Source organism: Paenibacillus sp. MY03 (assembly GCF_002165585.1).
GTDB classification, from domain to species: domain Bacteria; phylum Bacillota; class Bacilli; order Paenibacillales; family Paenibacillaceae; genus Pristimantibacillus; species Pristimantibacillus agaridevorans.
In genome coordinates this window covers 1-20,759 of record NZ_MXQD01000089.1, presented here as the reverse complement: position 1 = coordinate 20,759, position 20,759 = coordinate 1, and the positions used below count along the sequence as shown (strand labels likewise).

Below are 20,759 nucleotides of genomic sequence, written 5' to 3'. Positions count from 1 at the left end.
GATGTTCAATATTGGAAGGACGGACAGTGGGTAAATGTTTATTCGGTAAAGGATAACACGAAATCGGTTATTAATATCATGTTCGCTGATATTATGACATCGAAAATTAGAGTCATCTGCTACGTAGGAGATATAGCCGGCATAACCCGTATTGACAGCATTGAGGTTTATCATGATGCTGTTTCGCACGATGCAAGATTAAATGATATTACAGTAGATGGCAGCATAGTGGATGGATTCGCGATGGACTTGAAGGAGTACACGGTTGTATTGGATAAGAACGCGACGGAGGTTCCTGTTGTTGGGGCCACGGCAGCGGATGATCTTGCCGTGGTGTCGATTGTACAAGCTGCCACGATTCCCGGGACAGCCGTTATTACCGTAACAGCTGAGGATGGAACGACGACTTTGAATTATGAAGTCAACTTTACCAATGAGGAACCGGTAATGAGCTACACGGTGACTTATACAGCCGGGTTGCATGGCACGATTAGCGGAACTAGCGAGACGGTAACGGCTGGAGGCAATCCGTCTGCAGTGCCGACTGTGACGGCCAATAGCGGCTATACGTTCATTGGATGGAGCAGCGATGGAGGCATAACCAAGCTATCGGCGGAAGCTTTAGCTGCCCGGGCGGTGACGGGCAATATCACGTATACGGCATATTACACGCAAAATAATAGCGGTACGATCATCACGCCGCCTGTTACACCTGTAGAGAACTATGGCATAAAAATCCTGATTAATGGCAAGGCGGAAATTGCCGGAAAAGCAAAAACTGCCAAGGTGAACGGCCAAATGGTCACAACGGTAACGGTCGATCAAAGCAAACTGGAAGAGAAGCTTTCGGCGGAAGGCGAGCATCCGGTCATTTTGATTCCAATGACGATGAATTCCGACGTCGCTATTGTTGAGTTTAATGGGCAGATGGTTAAGAGCATGGAGCATAAGGGAGCTATTGTTGAAATTCAAACTGAGAATGGTATCTATAAGCTGCCAGCTCTGCAAATCAATATGGATGCCATATCGAAACAGCTAGACATTCAGGCAGCTCTACAGGACATTAGAATTCAGATTGAAATCGGCATGCCGACTGCAGAAATGATCCGGATTTTCGAGAATGCGGCTGCTGACAATACGTTTACTATTGTGACCCCGCCGATCAACTTTACAGTGAGAGGCATCTACGGGGATACAGTAATCGATTTGTCGGAGTTTAATACGTACATCGAAAGAATGATCGCGATTCCGGTAGGCATAGATCCTAATCAAATCACTACCGGGGTAGTGGTTGATCCAGACGGCTCCATCCGTCACGTGCCGACGAAGATCGTTTATGCAGAGGGCAAATATTATGCGCAAGTGAACAGTTTGACGAACAGCATTTACGCGGTGATCTCAAACCCTGTTGCATTTACGGATGTCGCAAATCACTGGGCCAAGGAAGCCGTAAACGATATGGGTTCCCGAATGGTCATTAGCGGCATTGGCGACCTCAAGTTTAATCCCGATCAGGATATTACGCGTGCGGAGTTCGCAGCTATTATCGTTCGGGGGCTGGGACTGAAGCCAATAAGCGGCTCGGCTCCATTCTCGGATGTAAGGGAAACGGATTGGTACAGCTCTGTTATTAATACCGCTTACGCCTATAACCTGATCAACGGATTCGAAGATGGCAGCTTTCGTCCATTGGACAAGATTACCCGTGAACAGGCAATGGCGATCATCGCCAAAGCGATGACAATTACTGGGCTGAAAGCGAAGCTTGAAGAGGTAGAAGCGGAACGACCATTAGATTCCTTTACAGATTCAGGTATTGCCTCGGTTTGGGCGAAGGAAGGTATTGCCGATAGTCTGCAGGCAGGAATTATTACGGGGAGAAACGGCTCGGAGTTGGCTCCGAAAGCGAACATTACCCGGGCAGAGGTTGCCGTCATTGTTAAGCGATTACTTCAAAAGTCTGACTTGATTGAGTAAATTTTAAAGAAGGAACAGTTCTGGTCATTTACGGAAAGACTGTTATCGGCGGAGTTACGGTTGGAATTCGATCAACTCCGCCCATACTTCTTCAATTCGTTCAAATACATTAAGCTATTTTAAGTTTTAAATTATCATTATTTGGAGTGAGGATATGGATAAGAGAATATGGAGGCACAGGAGCCCGTTAATTCGATTGCGGGCTGCTCTTGAACGAGGAGAGGTGACGCTAGGCTTTCTAGGGGGTTCGATTACCGAAGCGAAGCCCGGTCATAACTGGCCAGACAAAGTGGTTAGCTGGCTCGTAGAAACATATCCGCAAGTAAGATTTACGATTGAGAATGCCGCAATTGGAGCAACTGGCAGCAACCTTGCGGTGTTCCGGGCCGAGCGGGATATTCTCTCTAAAGACTGTGATATCATCTTTGTCGAATATGCGGTGAACGACTATTATGCACCGCACGAGAGGCGAAAACGTACGCGTGAAGGGTTGATCCGTCGTTTGATTGAGGGCAGCGATTCTGATCTCGTGTTGACTTATAGCTATCTGCAGGCTATGTACGCTGATATGGAAGCGGGAAATGTACCAGATTCAATTGCAGAATTGGAACAGATCGGTGAGCATTATCATATTGGATCGATATGGATGGGACTGTACGCGTTCGAGGAAGTGCGTAAAGGACGAATGGCTTGGGAAGAATGGCTGCCTGACGGATTGCACCCGACTCATCGAGGCAGCTTGAGTTATGCCCAAAGTGTAATCGCATACCTGGTGAAAGAACTGAACACGGATTTAGGCCGAACCCCTCGAATTCCTTTGTTGCCGGAGCCGATAAATTCAGAACATTGGGGAAATATCTCTTTCGTTCCGTTCAGAGAGGTGAGGACAGAGGGACCGTGGACGGTACAACGAAGTGCAAATTTGGTTTGGATAGATCAACTGTTAGTGACAACAGCAATCGGCTCGAAACTTCGATTCTCATTTCAAGGGAAGGGATTGGCGCTTGGTTTTGATTTCGGCAAACTTTCGGCAGATTTCCGCTGTCGCATGGATGGCGGAGAGGCAACTGTGATTCAGTTGGATCGCGCGGATTGGTCCCCTGCTGAGGGGATATACCATGTGGAGATTGTGGCTGAGGATTTGACGACCGGAATGCACGAGGTAGAGATGGAAGTCATTCATGGCAACGGCCCAGGTTGTCAAGGAACGCGGTTTCGGCTGGCCTTTATTGGCATTATCGCGTAGCTCGAGCACTTGAACCCAAGTTTATGATTATTTCGGAAAAAATTTGATACAATCATAAACCTTCATCCTCAGGTTAATAACCTATCCATCGATGAGGGTAGTTCATTCCAAAACGAAATCAATCATTTTGTATCCTGTTAGCAGCCTGGATTTCACACGAATAAATAATTGACCCTCCTCATTTCCCCTGACGTCTGCAGTCAGGGCTTTTTCTGCAGGGGGACTTATCGGCTATATTACGATTTTAGATTTGAATGATCGATGCTATCAGGGAAGGGATGCGCAATGAACACGAATCCAGGGGTTATGACGGTCGTAAATAACGGTAAAATCGTAATGGATAATAACACGATTAAAGCAGGAACCATTGCTTGGCAAGATGAGCGTATTGTTTATATCGGGTCTAGAGAAGGAGCGGCAGAGATTATTGCTTCGAAAGGGACATATGTTGAAGAAATTGATGCACATGGAGGCTGGGTGCTGCCGGGGTTTATCGATGTACATGTACATGGCGGCTATGGTCATGATTTCATGGATGCTACGTGGGAAGCTTATGATGCGATAACGCAATTTCATGGACAACGGGGAACAACTACGATGCTAGCTACGACAGTAACCGCTTCACGCGACGCTATTGAAAAGGTCATTCGTGCTGTAGCTGACTATCAGGACGGGGGAATGCCGTATGCCAGGCTGCTTGGGGTTCATCTTGAAGGGCCATTTATTAGCTCAAGGTGGTCAGGGGCACAGGATCCTAAGCATATCGTTGCGCCAAAGATGGAGTGGTTAGAAAAATGGGTTAGTAATTATCCGGGACTGATTCGAATACTTACACTTGCGCCAGAGATAGAAGGAGCCACTGCTCTGATCACTTGGTTAAAAGATCGGAAAATTGTATCTGCATGTGGTCATACGGATGCAACCTATGAATGTATCAATGAAGCAGCGGATTACGGCCTGACCCATGCGGTCCATACGTTTAATGCGATGAGGGGGTTTCACCATCGCAATCCTGGAACTGTAGGTGCAGTTCTAAGCCATAACGGGATTAGTGCAGAAATCATTGCTGACGGGCATCATGTTCACCCAGTCTGTATTCGGCTACTAACGAAGCTGAAACGAAGTGATCAGGTCATTCTTATTACAGACGCAATCTCTGCAGCCGGGTTAAGTGATGGGAGCTATCATATCGCTGGACTTGACGTAAGCGTGCAGAATGGAATTTCCAGATTAAAGGATGGGGGCAATCTTTCAGGTTCAACATTGACAATGATCGAAGCATTTCGATATATGGTACAAGAAGTCGGACTGACTATCGCACAGGTAAGTCGATTCGCAAGCGGGAATCCGGCCAAATTACTTGGGCTTGAGTCCGATCTGGGGAGCCTTGCCTATGGAAAAAAAGCTAACGTTCTCCTTCTTTCGCCTGATTTAGAGCTTCAACGGGTATGGGTTCACGGTAGGTCTATAAATGAAGCGATATAGATATGAACCATCCTCGCATTCATTGAAACAGGGGTATCCGTTTATTCCCAACTTTACGCCGCGCTCAGCTTTTGAGAATGCCGATTAGACGAGGCAGGGCTTTTTGCGATATGCTGAGGGAAGATAAGCTGTAAAGCGGGAGGAATAGCGGTGAGCGAAACGATACTGGTAGTAGAGGACGAACGCAAAATTGCGCGCCTGCTGCAAATCGAGCTGGAGAGCGAAGGTTATGAGGTGAGACTGGCGCCGGATGGAGTGGAAGGTTGGGCGGCCTACAAAGCTGGAGGTGTTGCCCTCATTCTGCTGGATGTCATGCTGCCCGGCATCGACGGTCTGGAGCTGCTGCGGCGTATTCGGGAAGTGGATTCCGCGACGCCGGTCCTGATGCTGACGGCAAAAAGCGCGGTTAAGGAAAAGGTGGCGGGGCTGGATCTTGGCGCTAATGATTACGTCACGAAGCCCTTCGAGATGGAAGAGCTGTTGGCGCGCATAAGAGCGTTTCTTAGGCAGACGGCACCGCCTGCGGTCCAAGAAGCGGCGCTGCACGCTCGAGATGAAGAGCCTGGCCAATGGCTGAACGCCTCCGATCTGAGGCTGAACGAAAGCACGCGCGAGGTAGAGCGGGCAGGCGTGCCGATTGCAATGACGCAGCGGGAATTCGACCTGCTGGCTTGTCTGCTCAGGAACAAACGGCTTGTGTTAAGCCGCGACCAGCTGCTGGAGGAGGTTTGGGGGTATGACTACGCCGGCAATACGAACGTGGTGGATGTGTACATTCGTTACGTCCGCAAGAAAGTGGACGAAGGGTTCGGGACGGAGTTGATCCATACGATCAGGGGTATCGGATACGTCATCCGGGATGCGACATGAAGCTGGGGAGCAAAATCCATCTCTACTCCTCCGTCTTGTTTGCGGTTCTGTTGATCGCGGCCAATACGACCGTCTATTTTGTTTTCTCCGGCATGATGATCGACCGGGAGATCGGCAAGCTGGCTGCGGAGACCGAAATCGCCGCCGCCGCCTTGCGTAATGCGGCAGAGCCCGCGGCCATCCGGGAGCTGATGCGCGCGTACGTCCCGCTGGAAGGGATGCTTCGTTTGGTAAACGGAGACGGACGAGGCGGCGAATATCTTGTAACCTCGGCGGGAGAAACGGAGTTAAGCCGCGAAGGGGCGGTTTTTTTCTCCGAACGAAGGGAAGACAAGCTTGTAATCGGATCGCGGAACTATGGCTTCGTGTCGCTCCCCGTTATTGCCGCAGACGGGTCGATCGTGAACGTGCAAGCTACGGCGAGCATGGAAGAGCTGATGGAGCTGCTGGGTTTGCTGCGGCTTGTGCTGTTTAGCGTCTCGGCCGCCGTCCTTGTGCCCGTCGTCATCTCCAGCGGCGTGCTTGGCAGGGTGCTCATGCGGCCTATATCCGATATGACGCGCACGATGCGCCGCATTATCGGGAGCGGCGAATTCGCAAGGTTGAATCGGAAGGGGAAGTCCAGGGACGAGCTCGCGGGCATGGGCGAAACGTTCAACGAAATGATCGGCCTGCTCGAAGAGAGCTTCGTGCGCCAGGAGCAGTTCGTGTCCAACGCTTCGCATGAACTGAAGACGCCGCTCACCATCATCGAGAGCTATGCGAGCCTGCTCAAGAGAAGGGGAGCGGATCGGCCCGAGCTGCTGGAAGAATCCGTTGAAGCCATTCATTCCGAAGCCGTACGGCTCAAGGGAATGACGGAGCAACTGCTGCTTCTCGCCACCGCCAGACGGGCATGGCAAGCGGAAACGGAAAAGGTGGATCTCCTGCCGTTCGCGAGGCAGACAGCTGCCACTTTCGGCAAAGTATACGAGCGGGAAGTGGCGGTTGAGTTGCGGGGGACGGGGCCGGACCGGCAAGGGAAAGCTGAGCGGATGGGCGATGCCTTTGTCGATTTGGAGGACGGCTTGTCGACCCGGACGGACCCCGATATGCTGAAGCAGCTCCTTCTGATTTTGCTGGACAATGCGCGCAAATACAGCGATGGCCCCATCGAGCTTCGCTTGGGTAGCGAAGGGGAACGTTTCTATATGGCTGTTCGCGACAATGGCATTGGCATTCCTGAGAACGAATTGCTGCTTGTGTTCGAGCGGTTTTATCGCGTAGACAAGGCGCGGAGCCGCGACGGAGAGTCGACCGGCGGAGCGGGACTCGGGCTGTCGCTGGCCAAGGAGTTGGCAAAGGCGCTTGGAGGGGAGCTGACGCTGGCAAGCGTTCAAGGGGAAGGAACGACCGCGACGATTTGGCTTCCGGCAATTTAATTGTATCTAAAAGATGAGATGCGACGCGTTTTCTTATACAAATGATAAGATACGCCGCGTTTTCTCATGAAAATATAATATTGAGGTTTTACAATGAACAGCAGGTAGAGGGAAGGGATGATGGGGATGTCGTCTGGCAAATGGAAAACCGGAACGATAGTTGCGGCTTCATGCGTCGCGTTCTGTCTTCTCGTTGGCGCCGTACTGCTGTTCTCAACGAGAGAAGGCCGCGCTGCGGGGCTTACGATGGAGGAAGCTAGGAGCGAGGTGCTGAAGCAGTATGGCGGAGAGATTATTGGCAGCTCGGCTCAAGACGGCGGATATTTGGTGGAACTTAGAACGGAGCATGGGATATACGAGGTAAGGGTAGGCGAAGCAAAGGGCAGCGTGGACAGTATTCGTCTGCTGGAGCGCTTCACAAGCGATGAAGGTACGGGAGTAGAGCCAGGACCAACAGGTACCGCACCGTCGGAGACGGCAAAACCTTCGGACCCGGGCAGCGAGGTTTCGCCTGCGCCTACGTCGACGCCTGCTGCTACGCCGATCGTTAAGCCGACACCGTCACCGAACGGCACTGGCGCTACGGCTAAGCCTCCGACTCGGACGCCGGAAAGCAAGCCTTCGTCTACTTCGTCCGTCCATATCACCGAGGAGCGGGCTGCGTCGTTGGCGCTGGCGAAGGTTGCGGGAACCGTGACGGATGTGGACAAGGACGATGACAACGGCATCTGGTACTATTACGTCGACATCGAGACGAACGACGGCCGGGAGGCCGAGGTCCAGCTTAACGCGGCGTCCGGCGCCATCGTATCCGTAGCATGGGACGACGATGACGATGATGACTAGGACGCGTCTCGATGTACGCCGATAGCGACTCCGCCAGGTCGCTTAATGGCACGGGAGAGGTCCGTTCGAGGCACATGTATATGAAATTTCATATACAATGTCGCTGGAGCGGTGCGTTCGAGGCGCCAATGATCCTCTCATCAAATTCTAATGTTGTTGTAATGATCCCCTCAGATTGCCCGGTTAAAGTGTAATTAAGCAACAAGAGAGACATCAGAAGCGACAATGGGTGAAGGAGAGGAACATGATGATCAAAAAAAGCTGGATAATCGGAGCCGGACTGGTGGCGGTTCTGGGAGGAGCCGGTGCCGCATTCGCGGCGGGAGCACCCGCGGCGGATTACATTGGCAAGGCTAAGGCAAAACAGATTGCTCTGCAGGCGGTGCCCGGCACGGTAACCGACGTCGACCTGGAGCGCCATAGCGGAACGGTCTATTACGAGGTCGACATCGACCGCAAGGAAGATTTCCGGGAGGCGGACGTGTACATCGATGCGATTAGCGGCAAGGTGCTGCGCATTGTAGAAGATGACGACGACGATGACCGCCGTTCCGAATCTGTATCCGGAGCAGGCACTGGCGCGCAAGCCGCACAAGGGACTGACGGAACAGGACAGTCGGCGGCAACAACAGTGAATCCTTCGGCGTCGGCAACTGGTAGCTCCTCCGCGTCAGCGACTTCGAAACCTGCGGCCACAACAAAGCCAGCACAATCGACGGCGGCATCCGCTTCGAAGCCGGCTGCAGGCGCAGCAAACAGCGGTTCAGCAGCAACTGCCGCCAATATCATCACTGCCGAGCGTGCAGTCGAGATCGCGAAGCAAGCCGTTAAGGGCGAGCTGATTCGAGTGGAGACGGAACGCGACGACGGCAGACTGGAATATGAAGTTAAGTTAAAGACGGCGAACGGCACGGCCGAGGTGGAAATTGCCGCCTCAAGCGGCAAAGTGCTGGACATCGATTACGACAATGACCGCGACGATTGGGACGACGATGATGACGATAATGACTGGGATGATGACGACCAGTATGACGATGATCGGGACGACAACTAAGGATACCGAGCAAATTGCTGAAGGCTGCCCCAAAAGGTCAATGGGGGCAGCCTTCGTTACGCCAGGTCATGCGCGATCAGACGTTAACGTTCCGTTTTAGAAATCTCATTCACCCTGGATTTTAAACGATACTCTGTCGGAGTGGCGCCAAATCGTTTTTTAAACAAAGTGAAGAAGTACTTTTTGTTTTCCCAGCCAATTTTGTCGATGATTTCATCGATGTTATAAGCAGATTCTTTCAAGAGCTCCGATGCCTTTACCAGTCGAACTTCAGAAATATAATCCGTGATGGAGCGGGATGCATGTTGTCGGAACATCTTTCCAAGATAAGCGGGAGTCATATTGAATTGATCGGCCACCTGATTGGTAGTGAGAGAAGGGTCCGTATAATGGACCTCAATGTACTTGATGGCGTTCAATGCGACGATCTCCGACTTCTCATCCCGGCTTTGCTCCATTCTGAGCACGATAAACTCAATAAGCTTCAAAAATTCCGCATTGATTTGCTCAAGCGTCTCCATGTTTTTGATCCTGTTGTCGAATGAAACAAAATCGAGCGCGAATAAAACGGTTCCGTTCTTCTCCATAAGGTTGATGGCATTAAAAATGGATGACGACAAGTGCGACAAGGTAAACATAATATTGTTATAACTGCAATTCGATAAGCTCTTCATAAGGCTATTCAATAACATACAAGCTTCATCGAGACGGCCCTTTTTCAACATCTCCAGAAATTGTGTGGTCAGTTCATTGTCGATATTATATTCGGACAAGGAATCGATATCCATTTCCTGCTGGAACAGAACGCTGCCGTGCCCGAATGTCATGCGGTACTTGGACAACTCGACCGCCTCCTCGAACAGACGTCTCCCTTCCCGCAAACTCTCCCCCGAATGGCTTATAAAGACGGAAAGGCTTGTTTTGAAGTAGGTTGCATAAACATTTTGGACCTCTCGAATAAGCTTTTTAAATTCTTCGATATCAGAGAAGGATTGCTGCAATTCGCTGTTATCCGGCTCCACATTCAGCAGCGCGAAGATTGTATCGCCCCCCTCATCCCATGTTTCGCATGGGAAAGAAGAATATAAAATTTCTCTGATAATATTTTGCAGCGCATATTTCATGAGGGTCTGATCCTTCAGGCTGTACTTCGCTTGAAAATCCGAGAAGTGGTCGATTTTGAACAGAACGACAACCAATCTGCTCTTCGGATTGAGGACAATCCCATGCTCCTTGAAGTGCGTCTCATCGTTCACTTCGCTTGAATTGTTGTTTAATATCACATCTCTCAAATAGTTTTGTTTAAGGATAGATAAGTTTGACTTGCGAAAGGACTCAAGCGATATCAGCTTGTGCGAAGCGGATTGAAGGGAACTGGCAATATAATCGAACTCGTTCCGCTCATCTTGATTCTCGCTTTGTAAATAATCCAGTTTCCTAGCCATATATCGAAGATCGCGTACGGGGGCATATAAATTTCTGGCAAGCAGAAAAGCCGAAAACGTGCAGAGGATCATAATGATCAAGCCGATTGATAGCGTCGTACGCTTTACTTTTCCGATGCTTTCCGCAATGAGCTCATAGGGGGTAATATTAACCAAGGTCCATGGAGCCGAGTTGTAAGTGGCATACGTAATTACAGAGGATTGATTTTGATAGTCCGCGATCATGAATCCCGATCTTTGCTTGGAGGCCAATATTTCCGAGACGAAGGGCTCAGCGGACAAATCCACTCCGAACAGCTTGTTCTCCGAATTTGAATTTGTAACGACCTTTCCCTCGGAATCAAGGAGCAGAATATTGCTTCCCTCTAAAGAATTCGTATCCTTATATGAAGATAGGGTGTTAAAAATCCAGTCCATTCTGAGGTTGACGATGAGTGCATTTTTCACTTTTTTCGAGTTTGGAAAGTGCTCCGACAGGATGTAGGAAAATACCTCTATCTTTTTTTCCGCATTCGCCTCCGAGAAGCGAATACTTCTGGGAATGGGGGTGAGACTCTTGATTCGTTCAGGGTTCTCGATCATGTGAGCAAAATCATGATCGAGAATATCCATAGTTGTTCGAATGCCGGTATCCGGCCCGATCAGATAATAGGTACCGGAACGCCCGTTATAGAAGTAAGCAGAATGCATATATGGCGTGCTGCTCAGGAAAATATCCGTATTTCGCATGCTTTTCAAAATATCAATGATCTGGACATCCTGACCGTACATTAAATTGGCCGCATCCGGGCCATTGAACATGGATGTGGCGAAACTTTTGGCATAATCGTTGATGGCCAGCGCATTCTGCAAAATTTGATTCATCAATTTTTCATTCGACGAATTTAACTGGCTGATACTATAGCTCTTGAAGCTGTAGTTCAGAATCAAGGATAGTGCCAGGACGGTGAGCACAATCAAGATGGTGATCTTGATAAGCAAGTGATTAAAGTAAATCGGGTGTTTGAATGAAAGTGCTCGTCTCATGAGAAATCGCTCCCCTGCCCCCTCGTTTAGTCTCATTATTATAGAGGACGCGGACGAATTGTGGAATGGAAAAGCGCTTTCTTGAACTTATTCGCACATTTTAGACCGCATTTTCGACTTATTCGCAGCGTTTGCCTCTATATGGAACGAACCCTGAATGGTTAGGATGAGAGCATAACGAGCACAACCATCCATCAATTAGACAGGAGATGAGAGAGCGATTAAACACACAAGACAGTTTTTGAGAGATTTGCGAAAAAACAGATTTCTGCTGGCACTGACGCTTCCAATGGTGGTTTACGCGTTTATATTCAGCTACACGCCAATGTTCGGTGCGATTGTTGCCTTCAAGCGCTATCAGTTCGATAAAGGCATATTGGGAAGCGAGTGGGTGGGGTTCAGTAATTTTAAATTCCTGTTTACTTCACCGGACCTCATCCGAATCGTTCGCAACACACTGGGATATAATGCGGTGTTCATTGTCAGTACGGTGGTGGTGTCGGTGACCGTCGCATTAATGCTGTATGAATTGACAAGCAAAAAATGGTTAAAAATGTACCAGTCCATTATGTTTTTCCCGCATTTCTTATCCTGGGTTGTTGTGGCGTATATGGTTTACGCTTTTCTTAATCCGAGATCGGGAATATTGAACGACTGGCTGACTGGCTTCGGCTTCGAAGCGGTAGATTGGTACAATAAAGCGTCGGCCTGGATTTACATTTTTCCTATTGCTAATCTGTGGAAGGTCATCGGAATGAATGCCATTATGTACTATGCTGCTTTGCTAAGCGTTGACCCTACGTATTACGAGGCCGCCAAGATCGACGGCGCGAGCAAATGGAAAATTATTACGAAAATATCATTGCCGTTTCTCTATCCATTAATGACGCTCCTGGTTATTCTGGCCATTGGGCATATTTTCTCGGCGGACTTTGGTTTGTTCTATCAAGTGCCTATGGATTCGCCAACCATATATGCTACGACGGACGTAATCGATACTTACGTATTCAGGGCCTTAATGCATCTCGGCAATATCGGCATGTCCAGCTCGGCAGATCTGACCAAATCCGTATTGGGATTTATACTCATCGTAACCGCCAATGCGGTCGTAAGGAAAATAGATTCGGATCGTTCCTTATTTTAATAGAAAGAGAGGTGGAGAACATGATGGCGCTCGTCTCCAGGCTCAGCTTGTCCAAGATCGTATTGCACATCATCTTTATCGCCATGTCGATTTTGTTTATCGTACCGCTGTGGTCGATTGTTTCGATCTCGCTGTCCAATGAAATGGATGTCGCCAATTTTGGATATCGACTCATTCCGGAAAATTGGGATCTGCAAGCCTACCGGTACATTCTGAAAAGCCCGAAGACGATTCTGGACGCATACAAGGTTACGATCTTCATGTCGGCTGTCGGCACGCTGCTTTCCGTATTGATGATTTCCATGTGCGCTTATGCGTTATCCCGATCGGACTTCAAGTACCGTAGAATCATTACCTTTTATTTGTTCTTCACCATGTTATTCAGCGGCGGGCTTGTTCCCTATTACATGTTGATGACGAAATATCTGCAATTGCAGAACACGTATGCAGCCCTTATTATCCCGCTTCTCGGCAGCGTCTGGTACATCTTCCTGATGCGTACTTTTTTTCAACAACTTCCGGGTTCGCTTGTCGAATCTGCCACGATCGACGGAGCAGGCGAATGGCGTATTTATACGAGGATTATTATCCCGCTGTCAACACCGGTATTGGCGACCGTAGGACTGCTGCAGCTCCTTGCCTACTGGAATTCCTGGTTTCATGCCTTGTTGTTCATCGACAAGCAACAGATGTACCCGCTGCAGTATTTGCTGCAGATCATGATGAACAACATTCAGGAAATTCTCAAAAATTTGCAGCAGGGTGTGCAAGTCGATTCCGGGCAATTGGCAGTCCTTCCGTCGGAAAGTGCAAGAATGGCCATGTGTATCCTCGCGATTGGGCCTATGTTGTTTGTTTTTCCTTTCTTTCAAAAATATTTTGCCAAAGGGTTAACCGTGGGATCGGTTAAAGGTTAGCTTCCTGGGTTGAATTAAAAATCGGATTACCGATTTTTAAGATAGATTTTATCCATCTTGGAGAGGGTGTCGAAAATGAAAAAATGGAAACGTTCAAGGACCGTATTACTGACTGTATTGCTGATGCTCAGTGTGGCTCTTGCAGCCTGCTCAAGCAATGAGGGGGCTGCCACTTCAAGCGGCAATCCCGCCAATTCCGGCAGTCCGGGCAACGCGACTCCGGAGCCGACGGGTTCGGAGTCGGTCGAGGAGCTGGATCCGGTGAAGCTGGTATGGTTCATTCGGAATGCGGAGCCTAGCAATGCGGCAGCGGTTTTGGAGAAAGCAAATCAGATGATTCAAAGCAAGATCAACGCTACGGTCGACTTCAAATTTATTAACCCGGGCGACTATGTCAACAAGATGCAACTTGTCATGTCTTCGGGAGAAGAATACGATATCGCCTTCACTTCGAGCTGGGCGAATCCGTATTCGGATAACGTATCCAAAGGAGCTTTTATCCCATTGGACGATCTGCTGGCCCAATACCCGGACTTGAAAAACAGTATGCGGCAGGAAATATGGGACGGGGTCAAAGTAAACGGGAAAATTTATGGCGTGCCGAACAATCAGATCATGGCTACCGCGCCCGGGGTTTGGTACAAGAAGGATCTCTTGGACAAATATCAGATTGATCCGTCCGGCTTCAAATCGCTTGATGATTGGACGGCTGCCTTCCAAACGATCAAAACCGGCGAACCGACTGTTTCCCCCTTGCGCGAAGGACTTCCGGAAGCCTACTTGACCTTCGCTCCATCAGTAGATGGCGTGCAAGGCTTAAGGATTAACCCGAACACCTGGCAGGTCTATTACGCGCCTTACACCTTAACGGATAATTTTGCTATTATGCGCGACTGGTATCAGAAAGGTTATTTTCCGCAAGACGTAGCTACTATGAAGGATGAGACATCAGTCATCAAAGCAGGCAAAATTTTCTCCAGGTATACCTCGATTAAACCTGGACTGGATGCCGAACTGAAGTTAGCCATGGGCTTCGATTTTGTCGTACAAGCAACCGGACCCGCGGTCCTCCCGAAAACAGCTGGCCAGACGACAATGAACGCCATCAGCGTTACCTCCAAAAACCCGGACCGCGCCATGATGCTGATCAACCTGGTCAATACGGATAAAGAGCTGTTCAATCTGCTCAAATTCGGAATTGAAGGCCAGGATTACACGAAGGTGTCCGACAATCGCATCGAGCCTATCACAGGCGGTTATTCCCTGCCGGGTTGGCTGTTCGGCAATGAATTCAACAGCTACGTGATTCCCGGACAACCGGATGATGTATGGGAGCTAACAAAGACGCAGAATGACACCGCGCTTGTTGATCCGACAATCGGCTTTAGCTTTGACCGTCAGAGCGTGGAGAACGAAATCGCCCAGTTGAACGCGATTTTCACCGAATTTAAACCTGTTCTTTACAGCGGTATGGCCGATATCGATAAAACAATCGCGGACATGAAGGAGAAGCGCAAGGCTGCCGGTGAAGAGAAGGTTATTGCTGAAGCGCAGAGACAGGTAGACGAATGGCGTAAAACAAAGGAATAAAAGAACAGACTGAAGGAACCGACACCTTCTGATTGTCTGGAAGAACGTTGGGGGCGCAGGTTGCTGGTCATGCGCTCCCAACATTACGAATTTACTATTTCCTATAGGTGGTTTATACGGGATGACAACTAATGTCTTGCGATTGACGATCGAGAATGAAGCGGAATGGATGTTGCCGGCGTTTGAACTGGAGAGGTGGAATGAGGATGTATTAGGAATCAGCTTTGAGATTAGGGGGACTCCCGGCATCGTGGTTCATCCGGAATGTTTCCGGGCTTACAAGGAAGCTGCCAATCCTTATCAAACCGTTAAGGTCAGAAACAGGCAATATGACATGTTATATGATCAGGATACATCCAGAGTGAGGGTCAATGACAGCTGGCAAACGATGTATCTGGAAGCATTCGTGAAGGCAAACATGATCAGACTCGAATACGTGCTGAAGCTATTCGGGACCGGAGAAGTGGCGATTCGCAATATCCGGACACAAAGAGGCGGATTTCCGGATCATCCTGTCGTGCAAGGGGCGCCTTATCCGCAATGGATCAACAATCTGAAAGCGCATACGGAATATGAGCGAGAGATTGACGAGCTCAAGTCCGAACGGCGAGAATTGCCGTCTCATATTCTGCCTTATCTGGAGCTGTCGCCTGCCAGCATTTATGAACTGGTTCCGGACCGGAGAGGGCTAGGGAAGTATGCCGAGCATTATGGATGGGATCCCCGGAAGCCTGACATCTTGATCGATCGAACAACCGGAGAGCCTGTCCGCTATGAAGAAGAATTCCCGGTTTCGGGGCATGACGAGGTCATTGGACCGTCAGGGGAGAAATGGATATATCCTTATCACAAACGGCCGTGGAACAAAACGCTCGAGGAAATATTCACCTTTGTTCCCGGCTATCCGGGACCGGATGACGACGATTTAAAAAGATATTACGATCCTCAATTCGAGAAAATATATCTGGATCGGTTTATGGTCAGCACCCGAATGGAGTGCTTCCAGGAAGCGGCGCGGATTCTCGCCGAATACTATCATACAACAGGCGATATGGAAGCCGGAATTAGAGCGGCGGTCATTCTGCTGAAGCTGGCGAGAAGCGTCCCTCATTGGCCAATCTTTGGCAAGCCGGACTGGAATTATCATTATATTCTGGCTTTTTTCGATCCGGATGAATATGAAAGATGGTTTGCGTGGATTGCCGATACTCATTTCTGGCAAACTCCGGCAACGGGAGCGCATTTGAAGAAAATGCTTGCGATATTTGAACCATTAAAAAGCCCGATCATCTGGAAGCAGGTTTCCGAGCTGGGTTTCCCTCATGCCAGGGAAGACGTCATCGAAGGGATTCTGCACATTGTTCGTATGTCATTAAGGTTTGACGCTTACTACCGAACCGACATTTGGCGATACTTCCATAACACAATCGGACTGCAGCTGAACGGACTTGTTATGGCGGCCCTGTCCATCGGCTGTCCGGAAATCATCCACTATGTTATTGGGAAGGCCAAAGCCGCTTTCGGCTATTTGTTTATGGCAGACGGCATGTTCCCGGAGAGCGTCTCGTATTTGCACGATGTCGCCGGGGATATTGATGAAGCGCTTCGTCATATCCGGGGTTATTCAGATCCTGACGGCTATACGTCCCAACTAGATGATAGCCATATTGAATATTTCGACCCTGAGCGCGTTTTGCCCGGCTACAAACACATCATGTATTTGTGCAAGCAAAGAATGTTTTATCCGGACGGCTCCGTAATGACCATACACGATACGTGGGCCGAAAGTCAGTACAGCCAATATCATCAAGTGCGGATTTCGAATGAAATTCCCGACAAAGATCTGAATCGCCGCAACATCTCTGAACCGTTCCTTCTGCCTGATTTTGGACATGCGATTATAGGGTCGGGAGAAGGCACGGATTGTGCCGAAGGGCATCTGCATTATTCCGGACACTGGAATCATTCACATGAGGATATGCTGAATTTCACCTTGTGGGCACACGGAGATGAATTGGTGTCGGATATCGGATATTCCCATCTTGGCGGATACATCTATACGGCAGCTGCACATAATCTGGTTGTTGTCGATGGCAACAATCAGGCCTTCAGCTCTGAAGGCGGAAACCTCCTCCATTGGCATGCCCCTGACGGTCGCACGATGGTCATGCAGGCGGAAGCGCCTCATATTGCGTATCCTGAAGCTCGCAAGTATCGGCGTGCCGTGATCGGTATTCCGATTGCGAAGGGGCGGAGCGTTTTCTTGGACCTGTTCGAGGTGTCCGGCGGGAATCGTCATGAATGGATGGCCAATGGCTGCGCCGATTATTCGCAGACAGCAGAAATGACATTACAACCGGACCGGTACCTGGATAACCTTGATGATAACGGCATTCCATTAAACCCGGAGGCAGGCGCGCTTTCTGGCGAAGATTTCAATTGGGAAGGCTTGCTGCCACGGGACGAGCCTGGCGGAAGAAGTCATTACTACGGCGCCTTCAGCAATGTAAGCGTGTATAGGGATGACACGCCTTGGCAAATTACGATGACCCCGGCATTCCCGAACGGCGAACCCTTCCCTGGAGCAGGAGCCAGAGCGGCGTCGGCAGAGCCTAAGCCGGGCCTTCGACTGCATTGGGTGGCGCCAGCCGAGGGGGAAGTTATGCTGTGCGATGCGCCCAGACACCGATATCATCGGGAGCTGGCCAACCTTCAGGAGGCGACGCGCAACTGGAACAACAATGTGATGCCCAAGGTTATTGTTCGTAGAGACGGCAGCGAATTGGACAGCACATTCGTTGCATTGTGGGAGCCGTTTCAGAATGAAACGTTCGTACAGAGCTGCGAAAGAATGGACGGCATCGCAGGAATAGACGGCGAAGGTGTGCGCATCCGGACGGAAGATACGGTCATCCAGGTTCTTTATCGTAAAAGCGAAACAAGCGGCCCCCTTGTATCAGGTCCAATATCCATGGATGGCTCCTTTCTGATCATCAAAGAAAAAACGATTGCTGAAGCGGATAAAGAAACGGAAGTTGATTTTTATTCGGGAGTCGGTTTTTCCGTTGCTGGTTTGAAGATGGAGCTGAATGGTTGGACAAGCCAGACGCTAGTGGGGACAGGGGAAGACGAAAACGGATATTATTTGAGCATAAGAGGGGATTTATCCCAATACCCCGAGGAATATGACAAGCAGCCGCATAAAGGAAAATATATCATTGTAGCGCAAGACGGGCAGAGCAACCGGCATTTGCCGTTCGACAAATTGCAGAAAGGCGAAGACGGCCTGCACAAAATTTATATGACCAGGCGGCCGGGCTTTACATTCGAGGAGAACACGCAAATGCTCAAGGAGGTTTGTTTCCCTTATCGTATCCTGACAGGAAAAGCGAAAGTGTCATTTCCGACAGAGGTCAATATGAGGATACTTGAAAAGGGAAATGAGAGAAAGATCATGGTTAGAACGGATGCCCACTCCATCGTCGCGATGCCATTGGATTCATCGGGTTTCCCGTGCAGGACGTCCGGCGGCAGTTGGACAGAGCTTCTATTATAAAGGAGGCGAATGAACAGTGAAACGAAGAGTCATTGTATTTTTGCTGGCCCTGACTTTGATATGCCCGGCCATTTTATTTCCGTTCGCAAATACCGCCCATGCGGCAAATAGCAGCACGTGGTATAAAACGACGGATGCAAGCAATGTCGATTGGTTGATGCTGAAGACGCACGCTACTACCAACACGATGGGAATAGCTCCCGCAAACTTTTCGTTAGCGGACATGGTGTTGGAGATGGATGTGAAGCCTGCTACGAATCCAGTCTTTCCGAATTGGGCACATCACGAAATCTATTTTGGTTATCAGAACGCCAACAATCATTATTACATCTCCGTTCATGGCGCTACTGGCGCAATCGGTTTATACAAGAAGAGAAATGGCGTTGCCATGAAGCTTGGAGACAACACCGTAACCGCTTTGAAACATGCCCTGGATACAACAACTCACTACAAAATTACAGTGACGTCCGGCGCCATTCAAGTATTGGCCAACGATACCCTTATCCTTTCAGCAAACGATGCTGAGTTTTCCAGCGGAAAGGTAGGGGTTGGCGTAGCCGGGTTTTACAACCTCCCTAACAATAATGCAGTTACATCGTTGACGCTTGCCGTCGGCGGCTTGAAAGTATCGGACAGCACGGGCTTGGACCTGGGAGGCGGCATTTTTGGCGGCGGGTTGTCCGACTGGACGTTTACGGTACCCAAGCTGGATTTGAATCGGCTTGAGGAGCATTTTGTTTATACAAATGGGTGGAAAGTGCCGGCTGATGCCGAAGGCTGGGCGACGAACGCAAGCGGAATGGGGGCAGGTTATAAAGCGGAAGTACACGATCAGAAGCTTTACATCGAATCGGCGAACGGCGGTTCTAGCGGCTTTTATGTCAAGAAGACGCTTGCCGCTCCTTATTCCGCCACTAAAGTGATTATCACATATAAGCTGCATATCAATGAAATTTCGGGAGCAAGCGAATGGTTCCCCGGTATTATCGATTCAAGTGGCTCCGGGAACAGCGTTCCTGCACTCAGATTGACCGGCTCCGGCGAGCTGGAGACGATCAGCGACAGTACCGCAACGATCGTTGCCGAATTGCAAGCCGGACGCGATTACGAGGTCGGCCTGGTCATCGATACGATATCCGACACACAAGATATTTATATCGGAGACGATGACGGCAACAATGTCGTCATGATGAATCAGAGCCTTGCCAATCCGGTAGACTCGGTGCAAGGCATTGCTTTTAATGTCGCTGGGAAAATGGTGTTGGATGATCTTGTCATCGAGGAATACAATGCGACGACAGCTGCCCGTCTCCAGCAGATTTTTACGCAAAATGCGCAAAGCAAAGTCGATCATCTGCCTGATCTGCAGACCCGATTGCCTCAAGGCATACTTCTGTCCCTGTATTCATCCGATGTCTATGTGGACGGAACCAGAACGAAGCTGAATGACGACGATACGGTCCTGCCGGTCGTGCAGAACGGCGACGTGCTGCTTCCGAAAGACTTTGTGACGGCAAAGCTTGGCTCAACATCGGTGACTGCCGAGTTGATCAATGGGAGCGAATATGTTTCCATACAGGCGGTAGCCGCCGAGAAAAACTTATATGTATGGAACAATGGCACGCTGTATGCCGTCAGCGATGACGCGAATCTGTTCACGGCCGGCGATGAGAGCCTTCTGACCGGCATTGAACAGACCTTCGGCGTATACGTATCTCCGCAAGGAAGCGATACGAATAACGGAACGTATCACGCGCCTTTCCTAACGCTTGAAAAAGCAAGAGATGTTGTAAGGCAGCGGAAGGGCTCCACGGGGATTCCGGTAGGCGGCATCACCGTATACCTCATGGGCGGGCAATACTCCCGCAGCAGCACGTTTACGCTCGATGCCTCCGATTCGGGAAGGGCCAAGGCGCCAATCACGTACAGATCCTATCCGGGACAGAACGCCAAGCTGTCGGGAGCGAAGAAGATTCCTTCCAGCGCCTTCTCCGCGGTTACGGATCAAGCCATCATAAGCAGATTGAAAGACGGATATGCAGGCAAGGTCATCCAGGCGGACTTGTATGCATTAGGATTCACCACTAACGAGCTCGGTTCGATCCAACGGACAAATTCCAATACCCAGTCGCTTCCGGACAGCGCGGCGCTTTATATTGACGGTACGAAGCAGACGATTGCC

Annotated in this window: 12 protein-coding genes and 1 pseudogene; 12 read left to right on the top strand and 1 reads right to left on the bottom strand. The window is 49.7% G+C overall.

Annotated features, from left to right (window positions below):
- From B1748_RS35590 to B1748_RS35560, 7 genes are all read left to right on the top strand, one after another.
- The coding region (locus B1748_RS35590; protein ID WP_087572711.1) for an S-layer homology domain-containing protein at positions 1-1,977 on the top strand (1,977 nt) is incomplete at its 5' end.
- Positions 1,978-2,173: 196 nt separating this feature from the next.
- Positions 2,174-3,223, top strand: a complete 1,050-nt coding sequence (locus B1748_RS35585) for an SGNH/GDSL hydrolase family protein (RefSeq protein ID WP_087572710.1) — start codon at positions 2,174-2,176, stop codon at positions 3,221-3,223.
- Between the two features lie 285 nt (positions 3,224-3,508).
- Complete coding sequence (nagA, locus tag B1748_RS35580) at positions 3,509-4,708, top strand: N-acetylglucosamine-6-phosphate deacetylase (RefSeq protein WP_087572709.1); 1,200 nt, start codon at positions 3,509-3,511, stop codon at positions 4,706-4,708.
- 150 nt (positions 4,709-4,858) lie between these two features.
- Positions 4,859-5,578: a response regulator transcription factor gene (locus B1748_RS35575; protein WP_087572708.1), complete on the top strand. Its 720-nt coding sequence runs from the start codon at positions 4,859-4,861 to the stop codon at positions 5,576-5,578.
- On the top strand, positions 5,575-6,999 hold the full coding sequence (locus tag B1748_RS35570; RefSeq protein WP_087572707.1) for a sensor histidine kinase: 1,425 nt from the start codon (positions 5,575-5,577) through the stop codon (positions 6,997-6,999). Before B1748_RS35575 ends, B1748_RS35570 begins: the two co-directional genes overlap by 4 nt.
- A 126-nt stretch (positions 7,000-7,125) precedes the next feature.
- Entirely contained in the window at positions 7,126-7,845 is a 720-nt protein-coding gene (locus B1748_RS35565) for a PepSY domain-containing protein (RefSeq protein ID WP_179216001.1), read from the top strand.
- Between the two features lie 244 nt (positions 7,846-8,089).
- Positions 8,090-8,899 (top strand): PepSY domain-containing protein, encoded by an 810-nt coding sequence (locus B1748_RS35560; RefSeq protein WP_087572705.1) that lies wholly within the window; start codon positions 8,090-8,092, stop codon positions 8,897-8,899.
- 83 nt (positions 8,900-8,982) lie between these two features.
- On the opposite strand, the gene B1748_RS35555 is transcribed toward B1748_RS35560, so the two are convergent.
- Positions 8,983-11,370, bottom strand: a complete 2,388-nt coding sequence (locus B1748_RS35555) for an AraC family transcriptional regulator (RefSeq protein WP_179216000.1) — start codon at positions 11,368-11,370, stop codon at positions 8,983-8,985.
- 250 nt (positions 11,371-11,620) lie between these two features.
- Here B1748_RS35555 and B1748_RS35550 point away from each other — a divergent pair, with 250 nt between their 5' ends.
- From B1748_RS35550 to B1748_RS35530, 5 genes and pseudogenes are all read left to right on the top strand, one after another.
- The gene (locus B1748_RS35550) at positions 11,621-12,514 is read left to right on the top strand and encodes an ABC transporter permease (protein WP_256976148.1); all 894 of its coding nucleotides are present in this window, start codon (positions 11,621-11,623) and stop codon (positions 12,512-12,514) included.
- Positions 12,515-12,534: 20 nt separating this feature from the next.
- Positions 12,535-13,431, top strand: coding sequence for a carbohydrate ABC transporter permease (locus B1748_RS35545; protein WP_246608737.1), 897 nt, complete (start codon positions 12,535-12,537; stop codon positions 13,429-13,431).
- 75 nt (positions 13,432-13,506) lie between these two features.
- Positions 13,507-15,021 carry an ABC transporter substrate-binding protein gene (locus tag B1748_RS35540; RefSeq protein WP_087572703.1) on the top strand — a complete coding sequence of 505 codons (1,515 nt, stop codon included), beginning with the start codon at positions 13,507-13,509 and terminating at the stop codon, positions 15,019-15,021.
- A 121-nt stretch (positions 15,022-15,142) separates the two neighbouring features.
- On the top strand, positions 15,143-18,577 hold the full coding sequence (locus B1748_RS35535) for a heparinase II/III domain-containing protein (protein ID WP_087572702.1): 3,435 nt from the start codon (positions 15,143-15,145) through the stop codon (positions 18,575-18,577).
- Positions 18,578-18,593: 16 nt separating this feature from the next.
- Positions 18,594-20,759: pseudogene (locus B1748_RS35530) on the top strand (hypothetical protein); the annotation flags it as partial.